Origin of the sequence: Blastopirellula sediminis (assembly GCF_020966755.1) — a bacterium.
GTDB classification, from domain to species: domain Bacteria; phylum Planctomycetota; class Planctomycetia; order Pirellulales; family Pirellulaceae; genus Blastopirellula; species Blastopirellula sediminis.
Genome location: NZ_JAJKFT010000010.1, coordinates 2237820 through 2254651 on the forward strand (window position 1 = coordinate 2237820; position 16832 = coordinate 2254651).

13 protein-coding genes and 1 tRNA gene are annotated in these 16832 nt (G+C 59.1%); 9 read left to right on the forward strand and 5 right to left on the reverse strand.

Annotated elements, in window-relative coordinates; genetic code table 11:
- Positions 1–443: 443 nt before the first annotated feature.
- Positions 444–1010 carry a dihydrofolate reductase family protein gene (locus tag LOC68_RS20715; RefSeq protein ID WP_230222284.1) on the forward strand — a complete coding sequence of 189 codons (567 nt, stop codon included), beginning with the start codon at positions 444–446 and terminating at the stop codon, positions 1008–1010.
- A gap of 14 nt (positions 1011–1024) precedes the next feature.
- On the opposite strand, the gene LOC68_RS20720 is transcribed toward LOC68_RS20715, so the two are convergent.
- Together LOC68_RS20720 and LOC68_RS20725 are read right to left on the reverse strand one after the other, a co-directional pair.
- Positions 1025–2215 carry a mechanosensitive ion channel family protein gene (locus tag LOC68_RS20720; protein WP_230222286.1) on the reverse strand — a complete coding sequence of 397 codons (1191 nt, stop codon included), beginning with the start codon at positions 2213–2215 and terminating at the stop codon, positions 1025–1027.
- Positions 2216–2336: 121 nt separating this feature from the next.
- The gene (locus LOC68_RS20725; RefSeq protein ID WP_230222287.1) at positions 2337–2798 is read right to left on the reverse strand and encodes an RrF2 family transcriptional regulator; all 462 of its coding nucleotides are present in this window, start codon (positions 2796–2798) and stop codon (positions 2337–2339) included.
- Positions 2799–2947: 149 nt separating this feature from the next.
- On the opposite strand from LOC68_RS20725, the gene LOC68_RS20730 reads away from it, so the two are divergent.
- From LOC68_RS20730 to LOC68_RS20760, 7 genes are all read left to right on the forward strand, one after another.
- Positions 2948–3523 (forward strand): protoglobin family protein, encoded by a 576-nt coding sequence (locus LOC68_RS20730; protein WP_230222289.1) that lies wholly within the window; start codon positions 2948–2950, stop codon positions 3521–3523.
- A 190-nt stretch (positions 3524–3713) separates the two neighbouring features.
- Positions 3714–7688: a PVC-type heme-binding CxxCH protein gene (locus tag LOC68_RS20735; RefSeq protein WP_230222291.1), complete on the forward strand. Its 3975-nt coding sequence runs from the start codon at positions 3714–3716 to the stop codon at positions 7686–7688.
- A 133-nt stretch (positions 7689–7821) separates the two neighbouring features.
- A tRNA-Arg gene (locus LOC68_RS20740) sits at positions 7822–7895 on the forward strand.
- 295 nt (positions 7896–8190) lie between these two features.
- Positions 8191–10137: an MBL fold metallo-hydrolase gene (locus LOC68_RS20745; RefSeq protein WP_230222293.1), complete on the forward strand. Its 1947-nt coding sequence runs from the start codon at positions 8191–8193 to the stop codon at positions 10135–10137.
- A gap of 167 nt (positions 10138–10304) precedes the next feature.
- Complete coding sequence (locus LOC68_RS20750) at positions 10305–11309, forward strand: response regulator (protein WP_230222295.1); 1005 nt, start codon at positions 10305–10307, stop codon at positions 11307–11309.
- A 300-nt stretch (positions 11310–11609) separates the two neighbouring features.
- On the forward strand, positions 11610–12551 hold the full coding sequence (locus LOC68_RS20755; protein ID WP_230222297.1) for a DUF1559 domain-containing protein: 942 nt from the start codon (positions 11610–11612) through the stop codon (positions 12549–12551).
- Positions 12552–12636: 85 nt separating this feature from the next.
- Positions 12637–13092 carry a hypothetical protein gene (locus tag LOC68_RS20760; protein WP_230222299.1) on the forward strand — a complete coding sequence of 152 codons (456 nt, stop codon included), beginning with the start codon at positions 12637–12639 and terminating at the stop codon, positions 13090–13092.
- A gap of 81 nt (positions 13093–13173) precedes the next feature.
- On the opposite strand, the gene LOC68_RS20765 is transcribed toward LOC68_RS20760, so the two are convergent.
- Genes LOC68_RS20765 through LOC68_RS20775 form a run of 3 tightly spaced genes read right to left on the reverse strand, consistent with a single transcriptional unit; the run spans position 13174 to position 15773 of the window.
- On the reverse strand, positions 13174–13608 hold the full coding sequence (locus LOC68_RS20765) for a hypothetical protein (protein ID WP_230222301.1): 435 nt from the start codon (positions 13606–13608) through the stop codon (positions 13174–13176).
- A gap of 45 nt (positions 13609–13653) precedes the next feature.
- Positions 13654–14676, reverse strand: coding sequence for a M28 family peptidase (locus tag LOC68_RS20770; protein WP_230222303.1), 1023 nt, complete (start codon positions 14674–14676; stop codon positions 13654–13656).
- 59 nt (positions 14677–14735) lie between these two features.
- Positions 14736–15773: a glycosyltransferase family 9 protein gene (locus tag LOC68_RS20775; RefSeq protein WP_230222305.1), complete on the reverse strand. Its 1038-nt coding sequence runs from the start codon at positions 15771–15773 to the stop codon at positions 14736–14738.
- 157 nt (positions 15774–15930) lie between these two features.
- Between LOC68_RS20775 and LOC68_RS20780 the strand changes: the two genes are divergently transcribed.
- A complete protein-coding gene (locus tag LOC68_RS20780; protein WP_230222307.1) occupies positions 15931–16683 on the forward strand; it encodes a class I SAM-dependent methyltransferase in 753 nt (250 codons plus the stop codon).
- Positions 16684–16832: the final 149 nt, after the last annotated feature.

Genomic DNA, 16832 nt, shown 5'->3' on the forward strand with positions numbered 1-16832 from the left:
TTCGTCATGTGCGATCGCGCGAGCCCCGCGATTATGGACAGCACTCGCTGATCCCCTTCAAACTGGGAAATGGCCTGAATCGATTCCAGATCCGTCTTTTCCCCGCGAATGATACTGTTGGCGGTCGACTGCCGCCGATTAATAATTTCGCTACTGCGGCCATTGGGGGCTGTTTCAGGGAGACTTTCCCAATCGAGTTTTTCGAGATGAGTCGGATTTCCCCAGTTGCGTTGGCAACGTCCTCCTTCAGAGAGGCGTGCGTCTGTGTTGCAATGCCAATGTAATTGCCGCCTCTGGAACGAACAACAGTCCCGGACGAGCTTTTCGAGGGGAACAAAAATCGGGACGCACATTCAGGCGCATCACGAGTGATGACGATTGGAAAGGCTCCTCGAAAAAACTAGGATAGATGCGTCATCCTCACTCACCACAGCCCCTGACTCATGAAGACTCAATTTTTTACCGCTACCAGTCTGGATGGCTTTATCGCCGACGCCGACCATTCGCTCGAGTGGCTGTTCCAATTCGGAGCAGGGCCCGGCGAAGAGTATGAAGCGTTTATCCGCGACGTCGGCGTGATCGCGATGGGCTCGCACACCTACGAGTGGCTGTTGCGGCACATGGCGGTTTCGGGCGACGCGTGGTACTACGAGATTCCAACCTGGGTCTTCACATCGCGTACGCTGCCGATCATCGACGGCGCCGATATCCGCTTCGTCAGCGGCGACGTTCGCCCCGTGCATGAGCAAATGGAAGCGATCGCCGGCGAGAAGAATCTCTGGATCACCGGCGGCGGAGAACTTGTCGGCCAGTTCTATGACGCCGGGCTGCTCGACGATTTGTTCGTGCAGATCGCGCCCGTGACGCTGGGGAGCGGGATGCCGTTGTTGCCGCGCAAAATCGCTTCGCCGCCGCTACGACTCGTTTCCTGCAAAACGCATAGTGCGGGATTTCTGCTGACGCACTATCAGGTCGTGTATGACGACAAGACGCGTGAGGCCAAGGACTGACCTACGTAGCTGGGCTACGACTCGAAGCGAGTATTGCGAGACGCGGTGACGCCGGTGTTGCCAAGGGTCGCTCCGCCTGAGGCGCCGGGATTCGGATCGGGCGTCGGCGGAAGCGCCATGCTGGGCAAGGCCGGGGCCGGCGGCAGTTCCGTCGCATCGCTCAGTTCGGGCGTCACGGTCGACATGGCGACTGAGCTGCTGTCGGGGAGCGCCGGCAGTTCCGGTTCGCTGGCCGGCGGCAATGCGGCGGCAGCCGCTTCGGCGGCGGCAAGTGCAGCCGCGGCGACTTTCGCTTCTTCGGCGGCCAGCTTCTCCGCTTCGGCCGCTTTGGCTCGTTCCCATTGGCGATCGAGCATCCGGCGGAGGATCGCCTGTTCGACGCGACCTTTGCGACGCGCCGGCGCGACGACGCGGACGACCAGTTCCAGGTCGCCTGCTTTCGGAATGCGGAAGGTGATGCGCGGATCGACCGATAACACGGTCAGCCCTTGCTGCTTGGCGAGCAGGTCAAAGTGTTGCCGCGCTTTCGAGAGATACGGTTCGCACTCGATCTTGGCCGCTTCCAACAGATCCTGTTCGGTCTGCCGCCAGTCGTCTTTCAGGCTGCAGGGGATCTTGAAGCAGTGGAGCACATATTCCTGCGTGAAGGTCTCGTTGATCACGACCTTGTTGAGGAACATGTTGTTCGGCACCACGATCGCGCGGCCAGTCAATTGCTGCGTCATCTGATCGGGACCGATCTCCATGATCGTCGTCGTCAGAATGTTGTGGTCGATGACGTCGCCGCGGATGTTATGGAATTCGATCCGGTCCCCCAGCTTGAACGGTCGACCGACCGCCTTCATCACCGAGCCGGAGATGCATTGAATCAGTTCCTTAAGCGCAATGACCACGGCGACTGCGAACGCCAAGATCGAAATCGTGACGTGCTGAATCTGCGACGACCAGACGATCGTCATGCCGAGCAGGAACAGGAAGAGGAGACCGTTGCGAATCTGGACCAACCAACGACGACGGACGTCGCTCGGCAGCTTGTCGCTACGCCGGACGGCGCGCACCAGGATGCTGCGGAGGATCAGCAGCAGAAAGATGATCACCAGCGTCGCGATGCCGTTTTTCAGTAGCTCGCCGCTGGAGAAGAACTCGCTGAACTGTTCCGCCTGTTGGGCCCAGTCGATTTTTTTCGCCGAAGGGAAAAGATCCATTTACCGTCTCATCGCCAAATTGGGCGCGCATGCCCTAATCGGGATATTGTAGCTTTTTCGCCCAGCAGGACAGGGGCAATTTCCCAGGACTTGGGTAACCCGTAGCTCCATTAAAGCTGGTTTAATCGGCAGATGGCTCTTTTTTGATTGCAGATTTGCCCGGAAATTCACATAAGGGGACGCTTTCGCTTGGCTCGGCGATCACCTCGGCTAGCGTCGTCCCCCCGAACGCCTCCTCGACTCCTTTGAGCGCATTGTCGAGCCGGCGGTGGAGCGGGCAGAGCCGAACCCCGTGCGTCGAAATCCCTAGAGGGCACGTATGAATTCGCTGGATGGGATCGACGGCGTTCACCACCTCGAGGATCGTCAGCTCTTCCGGGGACTTGATCAGCGACATTCCGCCCCCGATTCCCCGCTGCGAACGGACGACGCCGGCCCTTGCTAGCCCTTGCAGCACCTTCGAGAGGTAGGCAAGCGGAACCCTGGTGCTGGTCGCGATCTCCTCGGTCGTGCAGGAATTGGGAGCGACGATCGCCAAGTGACAGACGGCTCGCAGGGCGTATTCAACGGTTTGAGAGAACATAGCTGGTCGGGTCCAAGTCGCTTAATCGGACATTGACATCCAATTAAGGATGGCCTATATTTTGGGAAATCGGACACAATCGTCCAGGTAAACGATTGCTCCTAATTCTAGCCAAAACAACCCATCCGGACAGATCGAAGGTGATCGCCATGCAACACATTGATGAACCGCGTCTTGAGGAAGATGTCGCTTATCGCTTTCAGTACTTGCAAGAGTTCACCGGTTTTGGGGCGGACGACATCGCCGTGATCCATGGCGCCGCGCCCCTGTTGGCTCCGATCGTGCCGGCGCTGGTCGACGCCGTCTACGACAAGCTGCACCAATACGACGCCACCTGGCGGCACTTCATGCCGCGTCAGCATGGGTATGACGGGCCCATGCCGGAGAAGATGGAAGACCTGGGCATGGACCATGACCAGATCAAGTTCCGCAAGCTCCACCTGAGCCGCTACTTGGAGTCGCTGGTCACGCGGACCTACGACGAAAAGATGCTCAGCTACTTGGATATGGTCGGTAAGATCCACACTCCGGACGCCGGCAACAAGGAGATCGTCGTTCCGCTGGTCCAAATGGACGCGTTGATGGCGTTCGTTTCCGATGCGATCATCGCCACTATTTACAGCTTGAATCTGCCTCGCGAGACCGAGCTCGCCACGCTGCGGGCCTTTAACAAGCTTCTGTGGATTCAGATGGACCTGATTTCCCGCCACTACGTTCCGGCGTAGTCCAAAATTCAACATGGATGCAAAGGGGATCAGCGGCCGCATGTCGCTGATCCCCTTTTTTTATGTCGCGGCATCGCTTGGGCGGTTTGCCGGAAGGGGGAAATCGGACTATTCTGAACATGGTCCTCCGCGCCGCTGAGCCTGGTTTCGCTCACTGGCGTTTTCCCATCCGCTAACCATCTGCCGCCCCATGCTTCGATACGCCTTTCTCGGCTTTTTGTGCTTTTTTGGCTCGACAACGTTCCTCCTCGCAGAAGAACCGGCCGAGTTGCCGCTGGTCATCTCCGAAGACTTTGAACGCGGCACGAACGCCTGGAGTCCGACCGATCCTGCGACCTGGTCAATCGTGGAAGTGGAGGGGGGCAATCATGCCTACAAGCTGAGCGGCGTCGGCAAGTACAAGCCGCCGTTTCGCAGTCCCTTTTCGCTGGCGATCTTGAAAGGAAAGCTGTTTGGCGATTTCGTCCTGACGGCGAAAGCGAAGACGCTGCAAACGTCGCGCGGACATCGCGACATGGTGGTCGCGTGGGGCATGCAGGATCCGGCGAACTTCTACTACGTTCACCTCGGTGAGAAGACCGACGATCACTCGAATCAGATCTTCGTGGTCGACGACGCTCCCCGGATCAAGATCAGCGAAAAGACGAGCGACGGCACGCCGTGGAAGGACGACACTTGGCACAACGTGAAAGTGGTCCGCAAGGTCGATAGCGGTTTGATCGAAGTTTATTTCGACGACATGGAAACGCCGCAGATGGTCGCCCACGACAAACGCTTCAAGTGGGGACAGATTGCGATCGGTTCGTTCGACGACCTGGGCCTATGGGATGACGTCAAAATCAACGGCGAGTTGGTCGCGCGTGGCGCCGCTGCTGAAAAGCCGGAAGAGAAGAAAGAAGAAAGCAAAGAGCCGGCGAAGGAGAAAGAGGCTGACGCCAAGAAGGTGTCGAAAGCCGATCCTGCGACGCTGGAGTTCATTCGCTGGAGCGGCGATGTCAACGTTCCGGATCCGGTGGCGATCAGTCTCGACTATCAAGGTCGCGCGTACGTGACGCAGACGATGCGGCGAAAGTCGCAAGACCTTGATATTCGGGCAAACACCGACTGGATACCCGACGATGTCGGGTTCGAGTGGCCTGCCGACAAGCAGGCCTTTTTTCATGCGCAAATGCCCAGCGGCGGCCCCGAGCCGAAGAAGAAGCGGGTCGACGACATGAACAACGATGGCGTCAAAGATTGGCATGACCTGACCGTCTTGTCTGAGAAGATTCACCGCCTGGAAGATGTCGACGGCGATGGAACCGCCGACAAGATCGAAACCTACGCCGACGGTTTTCAAACCGAAATCACCGGCATCGCCGCCGGCGTCCTGTGGCATGACGGCGACGTCTTCGCGACGATCGCGCCTGACGTCTGGCGGATGCGCGATACCGACGGCGACGGCAAAGCGGACCAGCGCGAGATCATGGCGACCGGCTTCGGTTTTCATATCGCTTACGCCGGCCATGACATGCATGGTCTGACCGTTGGGCCCGACGGCAAGATCTACTGGTCGGTCGGCGACAAGGGGATCCACGTCATCGCAAAGGAAGGACGCGAGTTCCGCTTTCCGAACCAGGGGGGCGTCATGCGTTGCAATCCGGATGGGACTGACTTTGAAGTCTTCGCTCATGGCCTGCGGAACGTGCAAGAGCTGGCGTTCGACACATACGGCAACTTGTTCGGCGTCGATAATGACTCGGACCAAAAGGGAGAGAAGGAACGCTTCGTCTACATCGCGAAGGGAATCGACGCCGGCTGGCGCTGCAACTATCAGTACCGAGGCGATCGCTACAACCCCTGGATGGAAGAGAAGCTGTGGCAGACGCGGCAGACGACGCAGCCCGCTTATCTGACGCCGCCGCTCGCCTATTCGCTCGATGGCCCGGCCGGCTTCACGTTCAATCCGGGTACCGCCCTCAGCCCTGAGTACAAAGACTATTTCTTTCTGACCGGCGCTCCCGGCGGCGTGCAGATGGCGTTTCAGGCCGAGCCGGTTGGCGCTTCGTTCAAGTTGATCAACGACCACCGCATCGGTAACGGCATTCCGCTGGTCGGTATCAACTTTGGACCCGACGGCGGGCTCTATGGCGTCGACTGGGGTGGCGGTTATCCACTGAACGAAAAGGGCGCCGTCTGGAAGATCGACGTCCCGACCGCAGCGACTTCGCCAGCTCGCCAGGAAGTGCGTGAGCTGTTGGCCGCCGGTTTCGCGGATCGTTCGAATGCCGAGCTGATCAAGCTGCTCGCTCATGCGGATCAACGGATTCGGCTGGAGTCGCAGTTCCAATTGGTCAAACGAAAGGAGTTTGCCTCGCTCGAATCGGTCGCCACGTCGAACCCCGAGCTTTTGGCCCGCATTCATGCGATCTGGGGCCTGGGGCAGCTTGCTCGCCAAGGAAACTCCGGCGCCGTGACGACGATCGGCAAGTTGACCGGCGACGCGGATGTTGAGATCCGGGCGCAAGCGTTACGGATGATTTCGGACAATCCCAGCTATGACGGACCTCAACTGACGTCGCTGTTGAACGACAAAAGCCCACGCGTTCGTTTCTTCGCCGCTCAGGCTTTAGCGGCTCATCCGGAAGCGGACGGGCTCACCGCCATCGCCGCTCTGCTGGCCGAAAACGACGGCAAAGATCTCTACCTGCGACATGCCGGCGCAATGGCCATGGCGGCGCAGAAGGACGTCGCTTCACTCGCCAAGCATCCCTCGGCCGAAGTTCGCCTAGCCGCGGTCGTCGCGCTGCGACAACAAGCGAATCCTGCGATTGCAGCGTTCCTGCAAGACGCCGATCCTCGCGTTGCCCGCGAAGCGGTCTTGGCGATTCATGACGACTTTTCGATTCCGGCCGCGATCCCGGCGGTGGCGGAACTGCTCGCCGGAACGAAGTTGGATAACGAAGGGGCGATCCTCCGGATGATCAACGCCAACTATCGTTTGGGAGACTCCGCGAGCGCCCAGCGCGTGATCAACTTCACCAGCGACGCCGAACAATCGCTGGCGATGCGTTTGGAAGCGATCGACACGCTGACCAATTGGCGCAAAGAGCCGCGACTCGATCGCGTTGACGGACGTAACCGCGAAAAGTATCGCCTGGCGAAAGAACGAACTTTGCCGACCGAACGGCTGGCGCCGCTGGTTGCGACGTTGCTCGCCGATCCGAGTCAGAAGGTGAAGGCCGCGGCGTTGGCGCTCGCGTCCGAACTTGATGTGACGCTTCCGCCGACCACGCTTCAGCAGATCGCTTTGGACGACAAGCTGGAAGACGAGTTCCGTATCGAAGCGGTCAAATCGCTCGCCGCCGCGAAGTCCGATCTGTTCGACAAGTCGCTGCCAAAGATTTGGAATGCGAAGTCGACCGCGCTACGATTATCGACGCTCCGATTGCTCTCGAGTCCCAAACGGAGCGAAGCGGCGCTCAATCGCATTGGCCAAGTGCTGCCGAACGACAAGACGCCGCTGGCCGAACGGCAGTTAGCGATTTCCCTTCTCGGTGAGATCCAAGGAGCGGAAGCGGACGTGCTGCTTGCCGCACAGCTTGAAAAGCATCTTGCCAGCAGCATGCCGGAAGTGGCTCTGGAATTGGAAGAAGCGGCGGCCGCGAAGTCGTCGACCTCGCCGCAAATCGCCAAGCTGGCCGAGCGTCTGGCGCCGAGCGCTGACGACATGACGCCGATCGCTCCGTTTCGAGCCGCTCTCTCTGGCGGCGACGCCAAACTGGGCGAGAAGATTTTCATGACTCATTTGGACGCGGCCTGCATTCGTTGTCACCGCATCGGCAAGCAAGGCAGCGACGTCGGCCCGGCGCTCGACGAGGTCGCGAAGCGTCGCGACGCCGAGTACCTGCTGCGAGCGATGGTGGCGCCGAGCGCCGACATCGACGCGAAGTATCGCTCGACGATGGTCCTGCTGGTCAGCGGCAAAACGGTGCAGGGGATCGTCACCGCCGAGGATGACGACAAGCTAGTCCTCCGCGACGCCCAAGGGAAAGAAGTGGTTATCCCGCAGGATGACATCGACGACCTGGCCGAGCAAAAGCTGTCGCTGATGCCGGAGATGACGAAGGTCCTGACCAAACGCCAGTTGCGCGATGTCGCAGCTTATCTGCAGTCGCTGAAATAACGGAACTAGCGGCGACTTTTCCGGAAAAACTAGCCACCGAGTGCGATCCTCGGCGGCGTTGGTTGCGTCTAATGGGCGCCGCCTATGGCGACGGTCCGATTTTGCTAGAATTAGGCGGCAGCTTGCTGCACGTGTCCCCGTAGCTCAACTGGATAGAGCACCCGCCTTCTAAGCGGGATGTTGCAGGTTCGATCCCTGCCGGGGATGCCTTTTTCTGTCTTACTTACCCGCGGGGCCTATTTGTCGACTGGCGCCGACTCGGGTTGTGCTGTTGCACGTTCGCCCGGTTCCGTCTTGAAGAAACTCGCGTAGAGGAAGCCGGCGGCTGATTCTTGTGGAGTGATCACGCGCTTCTTCCCCTCTCCCAGATCGCCAAATTGTCGCTGCGCGGCGTGAGGAAAACCGCTCTGCCGGAGGCGAGAAACTTTGCAGGCGTCGTCGCTGGAGGTTAGATTGGGCCTGAGCAAGTCCCCGCCTCCAATCTCCTTCCAGGATCGTTTCGATGCTACCGATTCGCTATGCCTGCTGCTTGCTGTTGTGGTTAGCATTCTTGTCGGCCCATGCGTCGGCGGCCGAGTTTCATCAGCCGGCGAAAGAGGCGTTGCCGGATCTCTATCAATACGACAGTACGTGTAACGTCTATGTGTTGAAGGATGGCGATGCGGCGATCCTGTTCAACTTGGGAGACGGATCGGTTCTCGATCAGCTCGACAAGATCGGCGTGAAGCAGGTCGATTGGCTGCTGATCAACAATCATCATCGCGAGAACCTGCAAGGGATCGCGCGTTTGAGCAAACGCGAAACGAAGATCGCCGCGCCGGCTGTCGAAGCGGAGATCCTGGCCGCTCCGACCGAGTATCGCAAATGGTTCCCGAAGTTGGGGGATAAGTACACGGTCTATGGCGCGAGCTACGCTCGCCCGCCACGCGAACCGATCGTCGTTGATCGTGCGCTGGAACCGGGTGATCTGTTTGAATGGCACGGGTATCAGCTGACATGTTTGGCGACGCCCGGCGATGCGCCGGGGAGTATGACCTATCTGCTGCAGAAGGATGGCAAGACCTATGCGTTCTCCGGCGGCGTGATGCATGACGGAGCTCAGGTCGTTCACTGGTACGATTCCGAGTGGGATTATGGTTTCGCGATCGGCATTGATGCGCTGCTCGCTTCGGTCGATCAGTTGATCGGCGAAAAGATCGACGTGGCGTTTCCGGTGCAAGGTCCGGTGATCGCAGGCGCCGATCAGCAGCTGCGCGACTATCGCGAAAAGCTGACCCGGTTTCGCGCCAGCTACGTGCGAGGGTATCCGGTCTTCAACAAAGATCCGCTGGAGCATGACGCGATTTCGGAGCCGACCGCTGTGCCGCAGATCCGTCGTGTGACGCCGCATCTCTACAAGTTGAGCCACGACTTCATGGGGCGCAACTTCTACATCATTATCTCCGACAACGGGCATGGGTTGATTCTCGACTGCGGACTTTTTCCGAAGCCGGTGCTGGAAGAGATGATCCTCGGCATGCGGCAACATCTGGGGCTGAAGCAGATTGACGCCTTCTGGATCTCGCACATGCACGGCGATCATTTCCTGCTGGGGCCGCTGCTCAAAGAAAAGTATGGGGCGAAGGCCTGGACGCTCGACAAGATTGTCGACCGCTGCGAGCATCCACGGCGGTATGATTACGCCGCGCTCGTCTCGACCTATGGCGATGGTTTCGACGGGATGAAGATCGACAAGGGCTTCAAAGATGGCGAAACGGTTGAGTGGGAAGGGTACACGATCCATGTCGACTGGATGCCTGGACAAACCGAGTTCGGCAACTGTCTCTGGCTGGAGATCGACGGCAAGCGGATCGCGTTTACCGGCGACAACTTGTTCGGGAACCCCCGCGACGAAACGCAGACGGCGCATGACTGTTTCGTCTGTCGCAACAGCGCGATCCTGGAAGAAGGGCACATCCTGGGAAGTAAGTATCTGCTGGATCTGAAACCCGATATTGTGATGGCGGCTCATTCGTACGTGATGCCCGAGCCGCAAGCGATGCTCGAGCGGTATCACAACTGGTCGAAGGAGATGGCCGGTCTGTTTCGTGAGATCCTGCCGGAGAAGGACTACGAGTATCTGTTCGATCCCTATTGGGTTTCGGCCTATCCTTATCGCGTTGATCTGAGCCAAGAGACCGAACAGGAAGTGACGATCACGGTTCGCAACTTCCGCAGCATGCCGCAACAGCATCATATTGAGCTGCGACTGCCGGAAGGGGTGACCGCCGATCCGCCGATTTTGACCGGAACGGTCGCTGCCGAGAGCCGAGAGAAGTACCCGGTCAAACTTACGATCGACCGGAACAAGTCGGCGCACGGCTTGCAGATGGTTACCTTCGACATCGAACTGGATGACAAGCAATATGGCGAGCTGTTCGACTTCGTTCCCCTGCTTCCTGAAAAGTAGTCCATTGCATTTGCCCATCTTTCGTTGCCAGTGGTCATACGCCCTTTTCTTCGCAAGAACTTAACTCGAAGCAAACGAGAGTCACCGCGTTTCCGCATACGCTGAACGATTGTCGCTTCCAGCACGAAAGCGGAAGCAATCGGGAATCGTCGGGAATCTCCGGTCCAATGTCGTCGCCAGAGCAGGATGTTCGTGCCGAATCGCCGCAGCCGGGCGGGTTGTACGTCACCGGTTACGACGAAATTCGAATCCTGGTTGTAGACGATAACCCGGTCGATCGAACGCTGATCGAAGGGCTGTTGGCGAACAACAATCGGGGCAATCTCCAGGTCGCCCTCGCCGCGTCCGGCGAAGAGGGGCTTCGCGCCATCCCCGATTTTCGCCCCGACGTCGTGTTGACCGACATGCAGATGCCGGGGATGGACGGGCTCGAGCTGGTCGAGCGAATCCGCGAGCAATTTCCCCTGATTCCGGCGGTGCTGATGACGGCGTTCGGCAGCGAAGAGCTGGCGATTACGGCGCTGCAGCGCGGCGCGGCCAGTTACGTCCCGAAACGGAATCTCGCCGCTTCGCTGATGGAAACGCTGGGCAAGGTTCTGGCGTCGGCCCATCACGATCGGCAGCAAGCGCGGCTGGGGCAATGTTGGAGTCAGACCGAGTTTCATTTCGTCCTCGAAAACGACGTGCAATTGATCGGCGCAGTTACGGCGCATGTCCAACACTACCTGAAGCAGTTCCGTCATCTCGACGACAGTCAGCTACTGCGAGTCGGCATCGCACTCGACGAGGCGATCCGCAACGCGATGCATCATGGCAACCTTGAGCTCAGTTCGTCGCTGAAGGAGTCGGGCGGCGATCGCTACTTTGAAGAAGCGGCGCGGCGGCGCAGTATCGCTCCCTATCACGAACGCCGCGTCTTTTTCACCGCTCGCGAACTGGGCAACGAATCGCACTACATCGTGCGGGACGAAGGGCCCGGCTTCGACGTTTCTAAGGTCCACTACGACCCGGAAGACATCGAACAACTGACGCGTCCCAGCGGTCGGGGGTTGTTCCTGATTCGGACCTTCATGGACGACGTCCGTTTCAATGAGCATGGCAACGAAATCACGATGATCTTTCGTCGCACCGACTCTCCGGCAAAAACCGAAGCGGCGCCGGCAGCTCAGTAGCGACTCAGCTTCGGGTTTCCGCAGGCCCTCTCTGCAAAGGCGCAACTGGGCCCCGTCTCTAAGCTTCGTCTCCCTCCGTGTAAGGGAAAAAAGCCCTTACTTGCCACCTATGGTAGGATTGCGCCAGATTAAACCAGGCAAAAATCCTCATACGAAAGTTCAGTGGGGTTATTTCTTTCCTAAATACGATGTAAAGGAACTCAAAAGCCGGTTGTTCAAAACTCATTGATGAGCTTTGGGATCAACTTAGAATTCAGGTGTTCCTGAACTTTTTTTGTTTCTCGTCGAAGGCCATCTATCATGTCCATTTCTAAATCGCGATCAGGCTTCACGCTTGTTGAGCTTTTGGTCGTAATCGCCATCATCGGCGTCTTAATCGCGTTGCTCTTGCCGGCGGTTCAACAAGCTCGCGAAGCGGCTCGTCGCACCCAGTGCGTAAGCAATATCAAGAACGTCGCGCTGGCGATTCACAACTACCACGACACCTATCGCAACTTGCCGTATCTCGGCTTCAGCGGTTGGGCCGGGGATACCATTTCGTGGGAAGGACGCATTTTGCCGTTCCTCGAACAGAACGCGATTTACGATACGTTGGATTGGACTGATCGCGTCAACGGCGGTCGTAATCCGATTTATCGCGGCACCTCGTTGTCGGTGATGTCTTGCCCGTCGGACAACATGACGATCGGCGAGTTGAACTCGGACGGCACCCTCGGCAGTTGGTCGCATCAGCGGGCCAGCTACGCCGTTTGCGTCGGCAACACCAACTACGCCCAGCATGACGCCAATAACTGGGACGGCCTCTGGACCTACAAAAACGGCGGTTCCGCGTTCCGCATGGACAAGATCTTCAACTTGGCGGTCGTGACCGACGGTACCAGCAACACGGTGATGCTGGGTGAAGTTCCGGTCAATCAAACCACTTCGGGTTGGCAAGGGGGTTACGCCGTGACGATCTTCAGCAACGGCGCCGGCTTCACCGGCTACCTGACGCCGAACACCAAGTCGTCGGTAGACGGCGGTCGTCGCTGCTGGAACCCGAACGACTACCCGACGCACAAAATTCCTTGCCATTCGTCGGGTAATTGGGAAAGCGCGACCTACGCCGCGTTCAGCATGCATCCCGGCGGCGTCAATGTCGGCAACTTCGACGGTTCGGTCTCGTTCGTGCCGGAAACGATTGACATCTGGACCTGGCGTGCGATGACGTCGACCGGCGGTGGGGAAGTCATCAGCAAGTAACGCAGCCCAAAGGGGGCGAAGCGGCGAGTTGCACCTTCGCTCGCCGCTCGCGTCGCATCACACATTTCTGGCGGAGCATATTCCGATGACGAATTTTAATCTTCATAACGTTTGGGGAGCGGTCGGCTTCGCCGTCCTGATGGCCGCTCTGGTCGGTTGCGGGAAAAGCGACGGCATGATCAAGGTGACCGGCAACGTCATGTTCAACGGCGAGCCTGTCGAAAACGGTTCCATTTCGTTCACCCCGGTCGACGGCCGCGGCTCGTCCGGCGGGGGCCTGATCGAAAACGGGCAGATCGTGCGGGGGAAGTCTTCTCCTGGCAATATCGCCGTACAGATTTACGCCAACAAAACGGTCGAAAAGAAGAATCCCACGCGAGAAGAGATCGAACGAGGGATTACTTCCGATCAAGTGCAGATTCTGCCGGCTACCTACAATCGACAATCAAAATTGCGAATTACGATTTCTGATTCCGAGCGGCACTTTGATTTCGATCTGAACGACAAGGGAGAAATCCCTGCCGGGATGACCGGAACCTAGTCGCTAACGTACCAATCAGGAACGGCGCAATATCAAAGGTCGCTTCCTTCGGGAACGGCCTTTGGCGCTTTCTTGGGGACCCTAGTCTTGCTTCTCTTCTTTGGCCGCTTCTTCGGGCGGCGTCTCTTTTTTCTCGCGCCGCATGCCGTATTGCTGTTCCAAGGCGCGACGCCGGGCGATGTGCCGATCGCGCTCGATCAGCAGCAAGTTGCGAGTCGCCATGATGTCGACCATCGCCAACACCATCATCCACAGGACCAACAGCGACACGCAGCCCCAAAAGATCAGGTAATAGATCGAGTGGGGAATGAAGTGGCCGATCATGATCGCCGCCGCGATTCCGGCCAGGATGTAGCAGACCGCCGTCCGCCGCTGAAATCGCTGAGCGTGGAAACTGCGCTGGTAGTCCTGTTGTTCCGGATCGTTGGAGGAGCGACGCCACGAGGCCTGATTCATCCCGTGCATCAAAATGGCCAGGCACAGCAGCAGCGAAGCGACGATTGCCGAAATGAGCATGAAATACCAGCGTTAGGCAGTGGGAAGAGATCCGCGGGCAATTCCTTACCGCGACGGCTCCAGGTCGTTAAGCCACGTCAGAATCACTTTGCCGACCTTGGCAAGCGATAACGCCGAGCAGTTTGCAGGGATATCTTTCTCGGTGTGCCAGTACTTCGGGCCGTAGCCGGGATTCGGATAGTCGAAGTCGATGATGTCGCACGTGGGGATCTTCGCGATGTCGTTCAGCACCAAGTGGTCGTCGCGCACGTCATGGCGCGGCCGTGCGATGAACTCGCGAATCCCCAGCTTCCGCGCCGTTCCCCAGATCTCTTGCACCAGCGGCCGAACGTCGGGATAGCGGAGGCTGTTCTTCTCTTCAAAGATCTGCAGGTCTTTGTCGCCCACCATGTCGAGCAACACGCCGTAACGATAGCGATGTGCCGGCGGGTTTTGTGCGTAGTCGCGCGCGAAATACTCGGAGCCCAAAAAGTAAGGGTCGCGGCGGTTGTCGTAAATCAGCTCTTCGCCGTCGAACAACACGATGTCGACGCCGACGTTCGATTTCAGATTGGGGAGATGCCGCGCCAATTCGCACAGCACCGCGACGCCGCTCGCTCCGTCATTGGCGCCGACGAACGTTCCTTGCGGGTTGATCGGATCTTGGTCGGGAAAGGGACGCGTGTCGTAGTGAGCGCAGAGTAAGATCCGATCGGCTCGATCGGGATGAAAGCGAGCGATCAGGTTGGCCATCGGCACCCGCGAGCCATCTTCGGGATGGCGAACGTCAAACTCTTGCCGGGTCACTTGGCCGCCGGCCGCTTCCAGAATCTTGGTCAGATACACTTGCTGGCGAGCCATGCCGGGCGAACCGCTGACTCGCGGCCCGATCGCACACATCCCTTCCAGGTACTCCATCGCCTTGGCGCCGTCGAACGGAGCGTAGTCTTCCAGCTTTTCGGTCGGAACCGCCAGCGCCGCCGGTTGCGTCGAGTTCTGGTACTGAGAGTAGCCCATGTAGCCCAGCACGGCGATCGCGACGGCGATCATCGCCGCGAGAAAGAGAGTCGACCCGTCGAGTTTGCGCATTAGCTTTTCCATCGCATTCCGCTGAGCGAGAAGTTCGCTCGATTATACGGCGCCGATCGTTAGGCCGCTTCCCGGCTTTGCGGCTCGAAGAGCGATTCGATCGCTTCGATCACCATCGACGTCGAAATGGCCCGCATCGCCTCGTTGCCGGCTCGGGCCCTTTGCCGCGACGTGAGGGGCTGATAGTAGGCCTGGACAACTTTTTGATGCGGTCCGAGCGGCCGGCAAAGTTCGATCGGCGTGACGCCGAACAGGGCGATGCAGGGGGTCTCGACCGCCGCGGCCAGGTGCAACGGGCCGGTATCGCAGCCGACGAACAGGTTCGCTCCGCGGTAGAGTTCCTTCAGTTGCGAAAGCGACAACTTGGGCGCAACCGCCGCGGCGCCGTGCGACATTTGGGCGATCTCTTCGGCCCAATCCGCTTCTTTCTCGTTCCCCCAAGTCACCAGCGACGGGAGTTGGTACTTGTCGCTCAGGTGCTTGGCGACGTCGGCGAACCGCTGCGGCATCCAGGTCTTGCTGAACCAGCCGGCGCCCGGATTGAGGACGGCGAAGTTGCGAGCGCGGTCCATCTCGCGGCGAATCGCGCTCACCTCGCTACGGGCCTGTTCGTCGATCGGCAGGCGAAACTCAATCGACGGCGAGTAAATGTCGACCGCCTGACCAAGTTCCAAATAGCGACGGACGACATGCGTTTGCCGCGGCGTCACCAGTTCGGTCGCCAGATTGGGAGCCAGTTCGCGGGCCTGGCCGCGGGCGAACGTAATCCGCCGCGGCGCACCGCTGAGCCACCCGGCGGCGGCGCTTTTGGTCAGGCCCTGGACGTCGAAGACGATGTCGAACTTGGCGTCCTGCAGCTTGCGGCGGATCGCGAGGATCTCGCCGGGGCGTTTCAGCCAACCTTTGCGAACCGTCAACAGTTGGTCCAGGCAGGGGTGGCCAGCTAAAATTTGAGCAGCGACCGGTTCGGCCAGCCACGTGATGTGAGCGCCCGGATATTTCTCGCGGAGCGCACAGAGGAGCGGAAGCGTAAGGATCGCATCGCCCAGTGCGCTCAGCCGAATGATCAGTATTCGCGGCGAATCGGTCTCAGCCATGGCCGCTCTCCTTCCCTGAATGTCGAACGAGCCGTTTCGGATTGCTTCCGGTGCAGCGACGAGCCCGTTCGAAATGCGTGCCCGCATATTAAATGCTGGCGCCCCACCGAGGCAAGGCGAACCGCCGTTTCGTTTCATCCCATCCACAGGTATTTGCATGTCTTCCCTCGGCGATTTCTCGCATCAAGCCTCCGCCTACGGCCCCTCCCGCCCCGGATATCCGGCTGAATTTATTTCGCTGCTAGCGGAAAACGCAGGCGTCGACGCCGGCGATCCGGTCGTCGATCTTGGCGCCGGAACCGGAATCTCGACCCGTTTGCTGGTCGAAGCCGGCTTTCGCGTCACGGCCGTCGAACCGAACGAGGCGATGCGCGAACATGCCGACGTGCCTGGCGCCGTTTGGGTCGACGGCTCGTTCGAGGCGACCGGTTTACCCGATCAGTCGCAAGCTTGGGCATTCGCCGCGCAGGCGTTCCATTGGGCCTATCCGCCTAAGGCGCTGCCCGAAATTCGTCGCATTCTTCGTCCGCAAGGGAAGTTCACCGTTCTCTGGAACAACCGCGTCGCGGCGAGCGGCACGACGGTCGGCTGGACCGAGCAAGCGATCCGCCGCCATGTTCCTGACTTCAACGAGGCGTACCGCAATCGCGACTGGGATCAACTGCTCGAATCGACCGGCGACTTTCGCTTCGTCGCGCGGAACGAAACGAAGCATGCCGTCCTGATGTCGCCGGATCGCTACCTCCAACTTTGGCGCAGCCACAATCGCCTGGCCAATGTCGCCGGACCAGAACGCTTGGAGGCGTTCCTAACGGACCTGTCGGACTACCTGCAGCGCGAGGAAATCCCCCAGATCGAAGTGGTCTACAAATGCGAAGCCTGGACCGCCGAGCGAGTCGATAAAAACTAACCCGAGGTGCGAGCCGAGGGAATGCGGCCGCAAGTCAATGACGAATGTCGAAGCCCGCATGACGAATCAGCCGACTGGACCGGACATCACATTTTTTTTCTAAGCGTGCCACGGCTCTGTGAGCCGTGTCTTCCTTCGACCTACCGAGC

Bases quoted from the DNA above. Each gene is read 5' to 3' on its own strand.
- LOC68_RS20715 (WP_230222284.1), top strand. From the start codon at position 444: ATGAAGACTCAATTTTTTACCGCTACCAGTCTGGATGGCTTTATCGCC.
- LOC68_RS20720 (WP_230222286.1), bottom strand. From the start codon at position 2,215: ATGGATCTTTTCCCTTCGGCGAAAAAAATCGACTGGGCCCAACAGGCG.
- LOC68_RS20725 (WP_230222287.1), bottom strand. From the start codon at position 2,798: ATGTTCTCTCAAACCGTTGAATACGCCCTGCGAGCCGTCTGTCACTTG.
- LOC68_RS20730 (WP_230222289.1), top strand. From the start codon at position 2,948: ATGCAACACATTGATGAACCGCGTCTTGAGGAAGATGTCGCTTATCGC.
- LOC68_RS20735 (WP_230222291.1), top strand. From the start codon at position 3,714: ATGCTTCGATACGCCTTTCTCGGCTTTTTGTGCTTTTTTGGCTCGACA.
- LOC68_RS20745 (WP_230222293.1), top strand. From the start codon at position 8,191: ATGCTACCGATTCGCTATGCCTGCTGCTTGCTGTTGTGGTTAGCATTC.
- LOC68_RS20750 (WP_230222295.1), top strand. From the start codon at position 10,305: ATGTCGTCGCCAGAGCAGGATGTTCGTGCCGAATCGCCGCAGCCGGGC.
- LOC68_RS20755 (WP_230222297.1), top strand. From the start codon at position 11,610: ATGTCCATTTCTAAATCGCGATCAGGCTTCACGCTTGTTGAGCTTTTG.
- LOC68_RS20760 (WP_230222299.1), top strand. From the start codon at position 12,637: ATGACGAATTTTAATCTTCATAACGTTTGGGGAGCGGTCGGCTTCGCC.
- LOC68_RS20765 (WP_230222301.1), bottom strand. From the start codon at position 13,608: ATGCTCATTTCGGCAATCGTCGCTTCGCTGCTGCTGTGCCTGGCCATT.
- LOC68_RS20770 (WP_230222303.1), bottom strand. From the start codon at position 14,676: ATGCGCAAACTCGACGGGTCGACTCTCTTTCTCGCGGCGATGATCGCC.
- LOC68_RS20775 (WP_230222305.1), bottom strand. From the start codon at position 15,773: ATGGCTGAGACCGATTCGCCGCGAATACTGATCATTCGGCTGAGCGCA.
- LOC68_RS20780 (WP_230222307.1), top strand. From the start codon at position 15,931: ATGTCTTCCCTCGGCGATTTCTCGCATCAAGCCTCCGCCTACGGCCCC.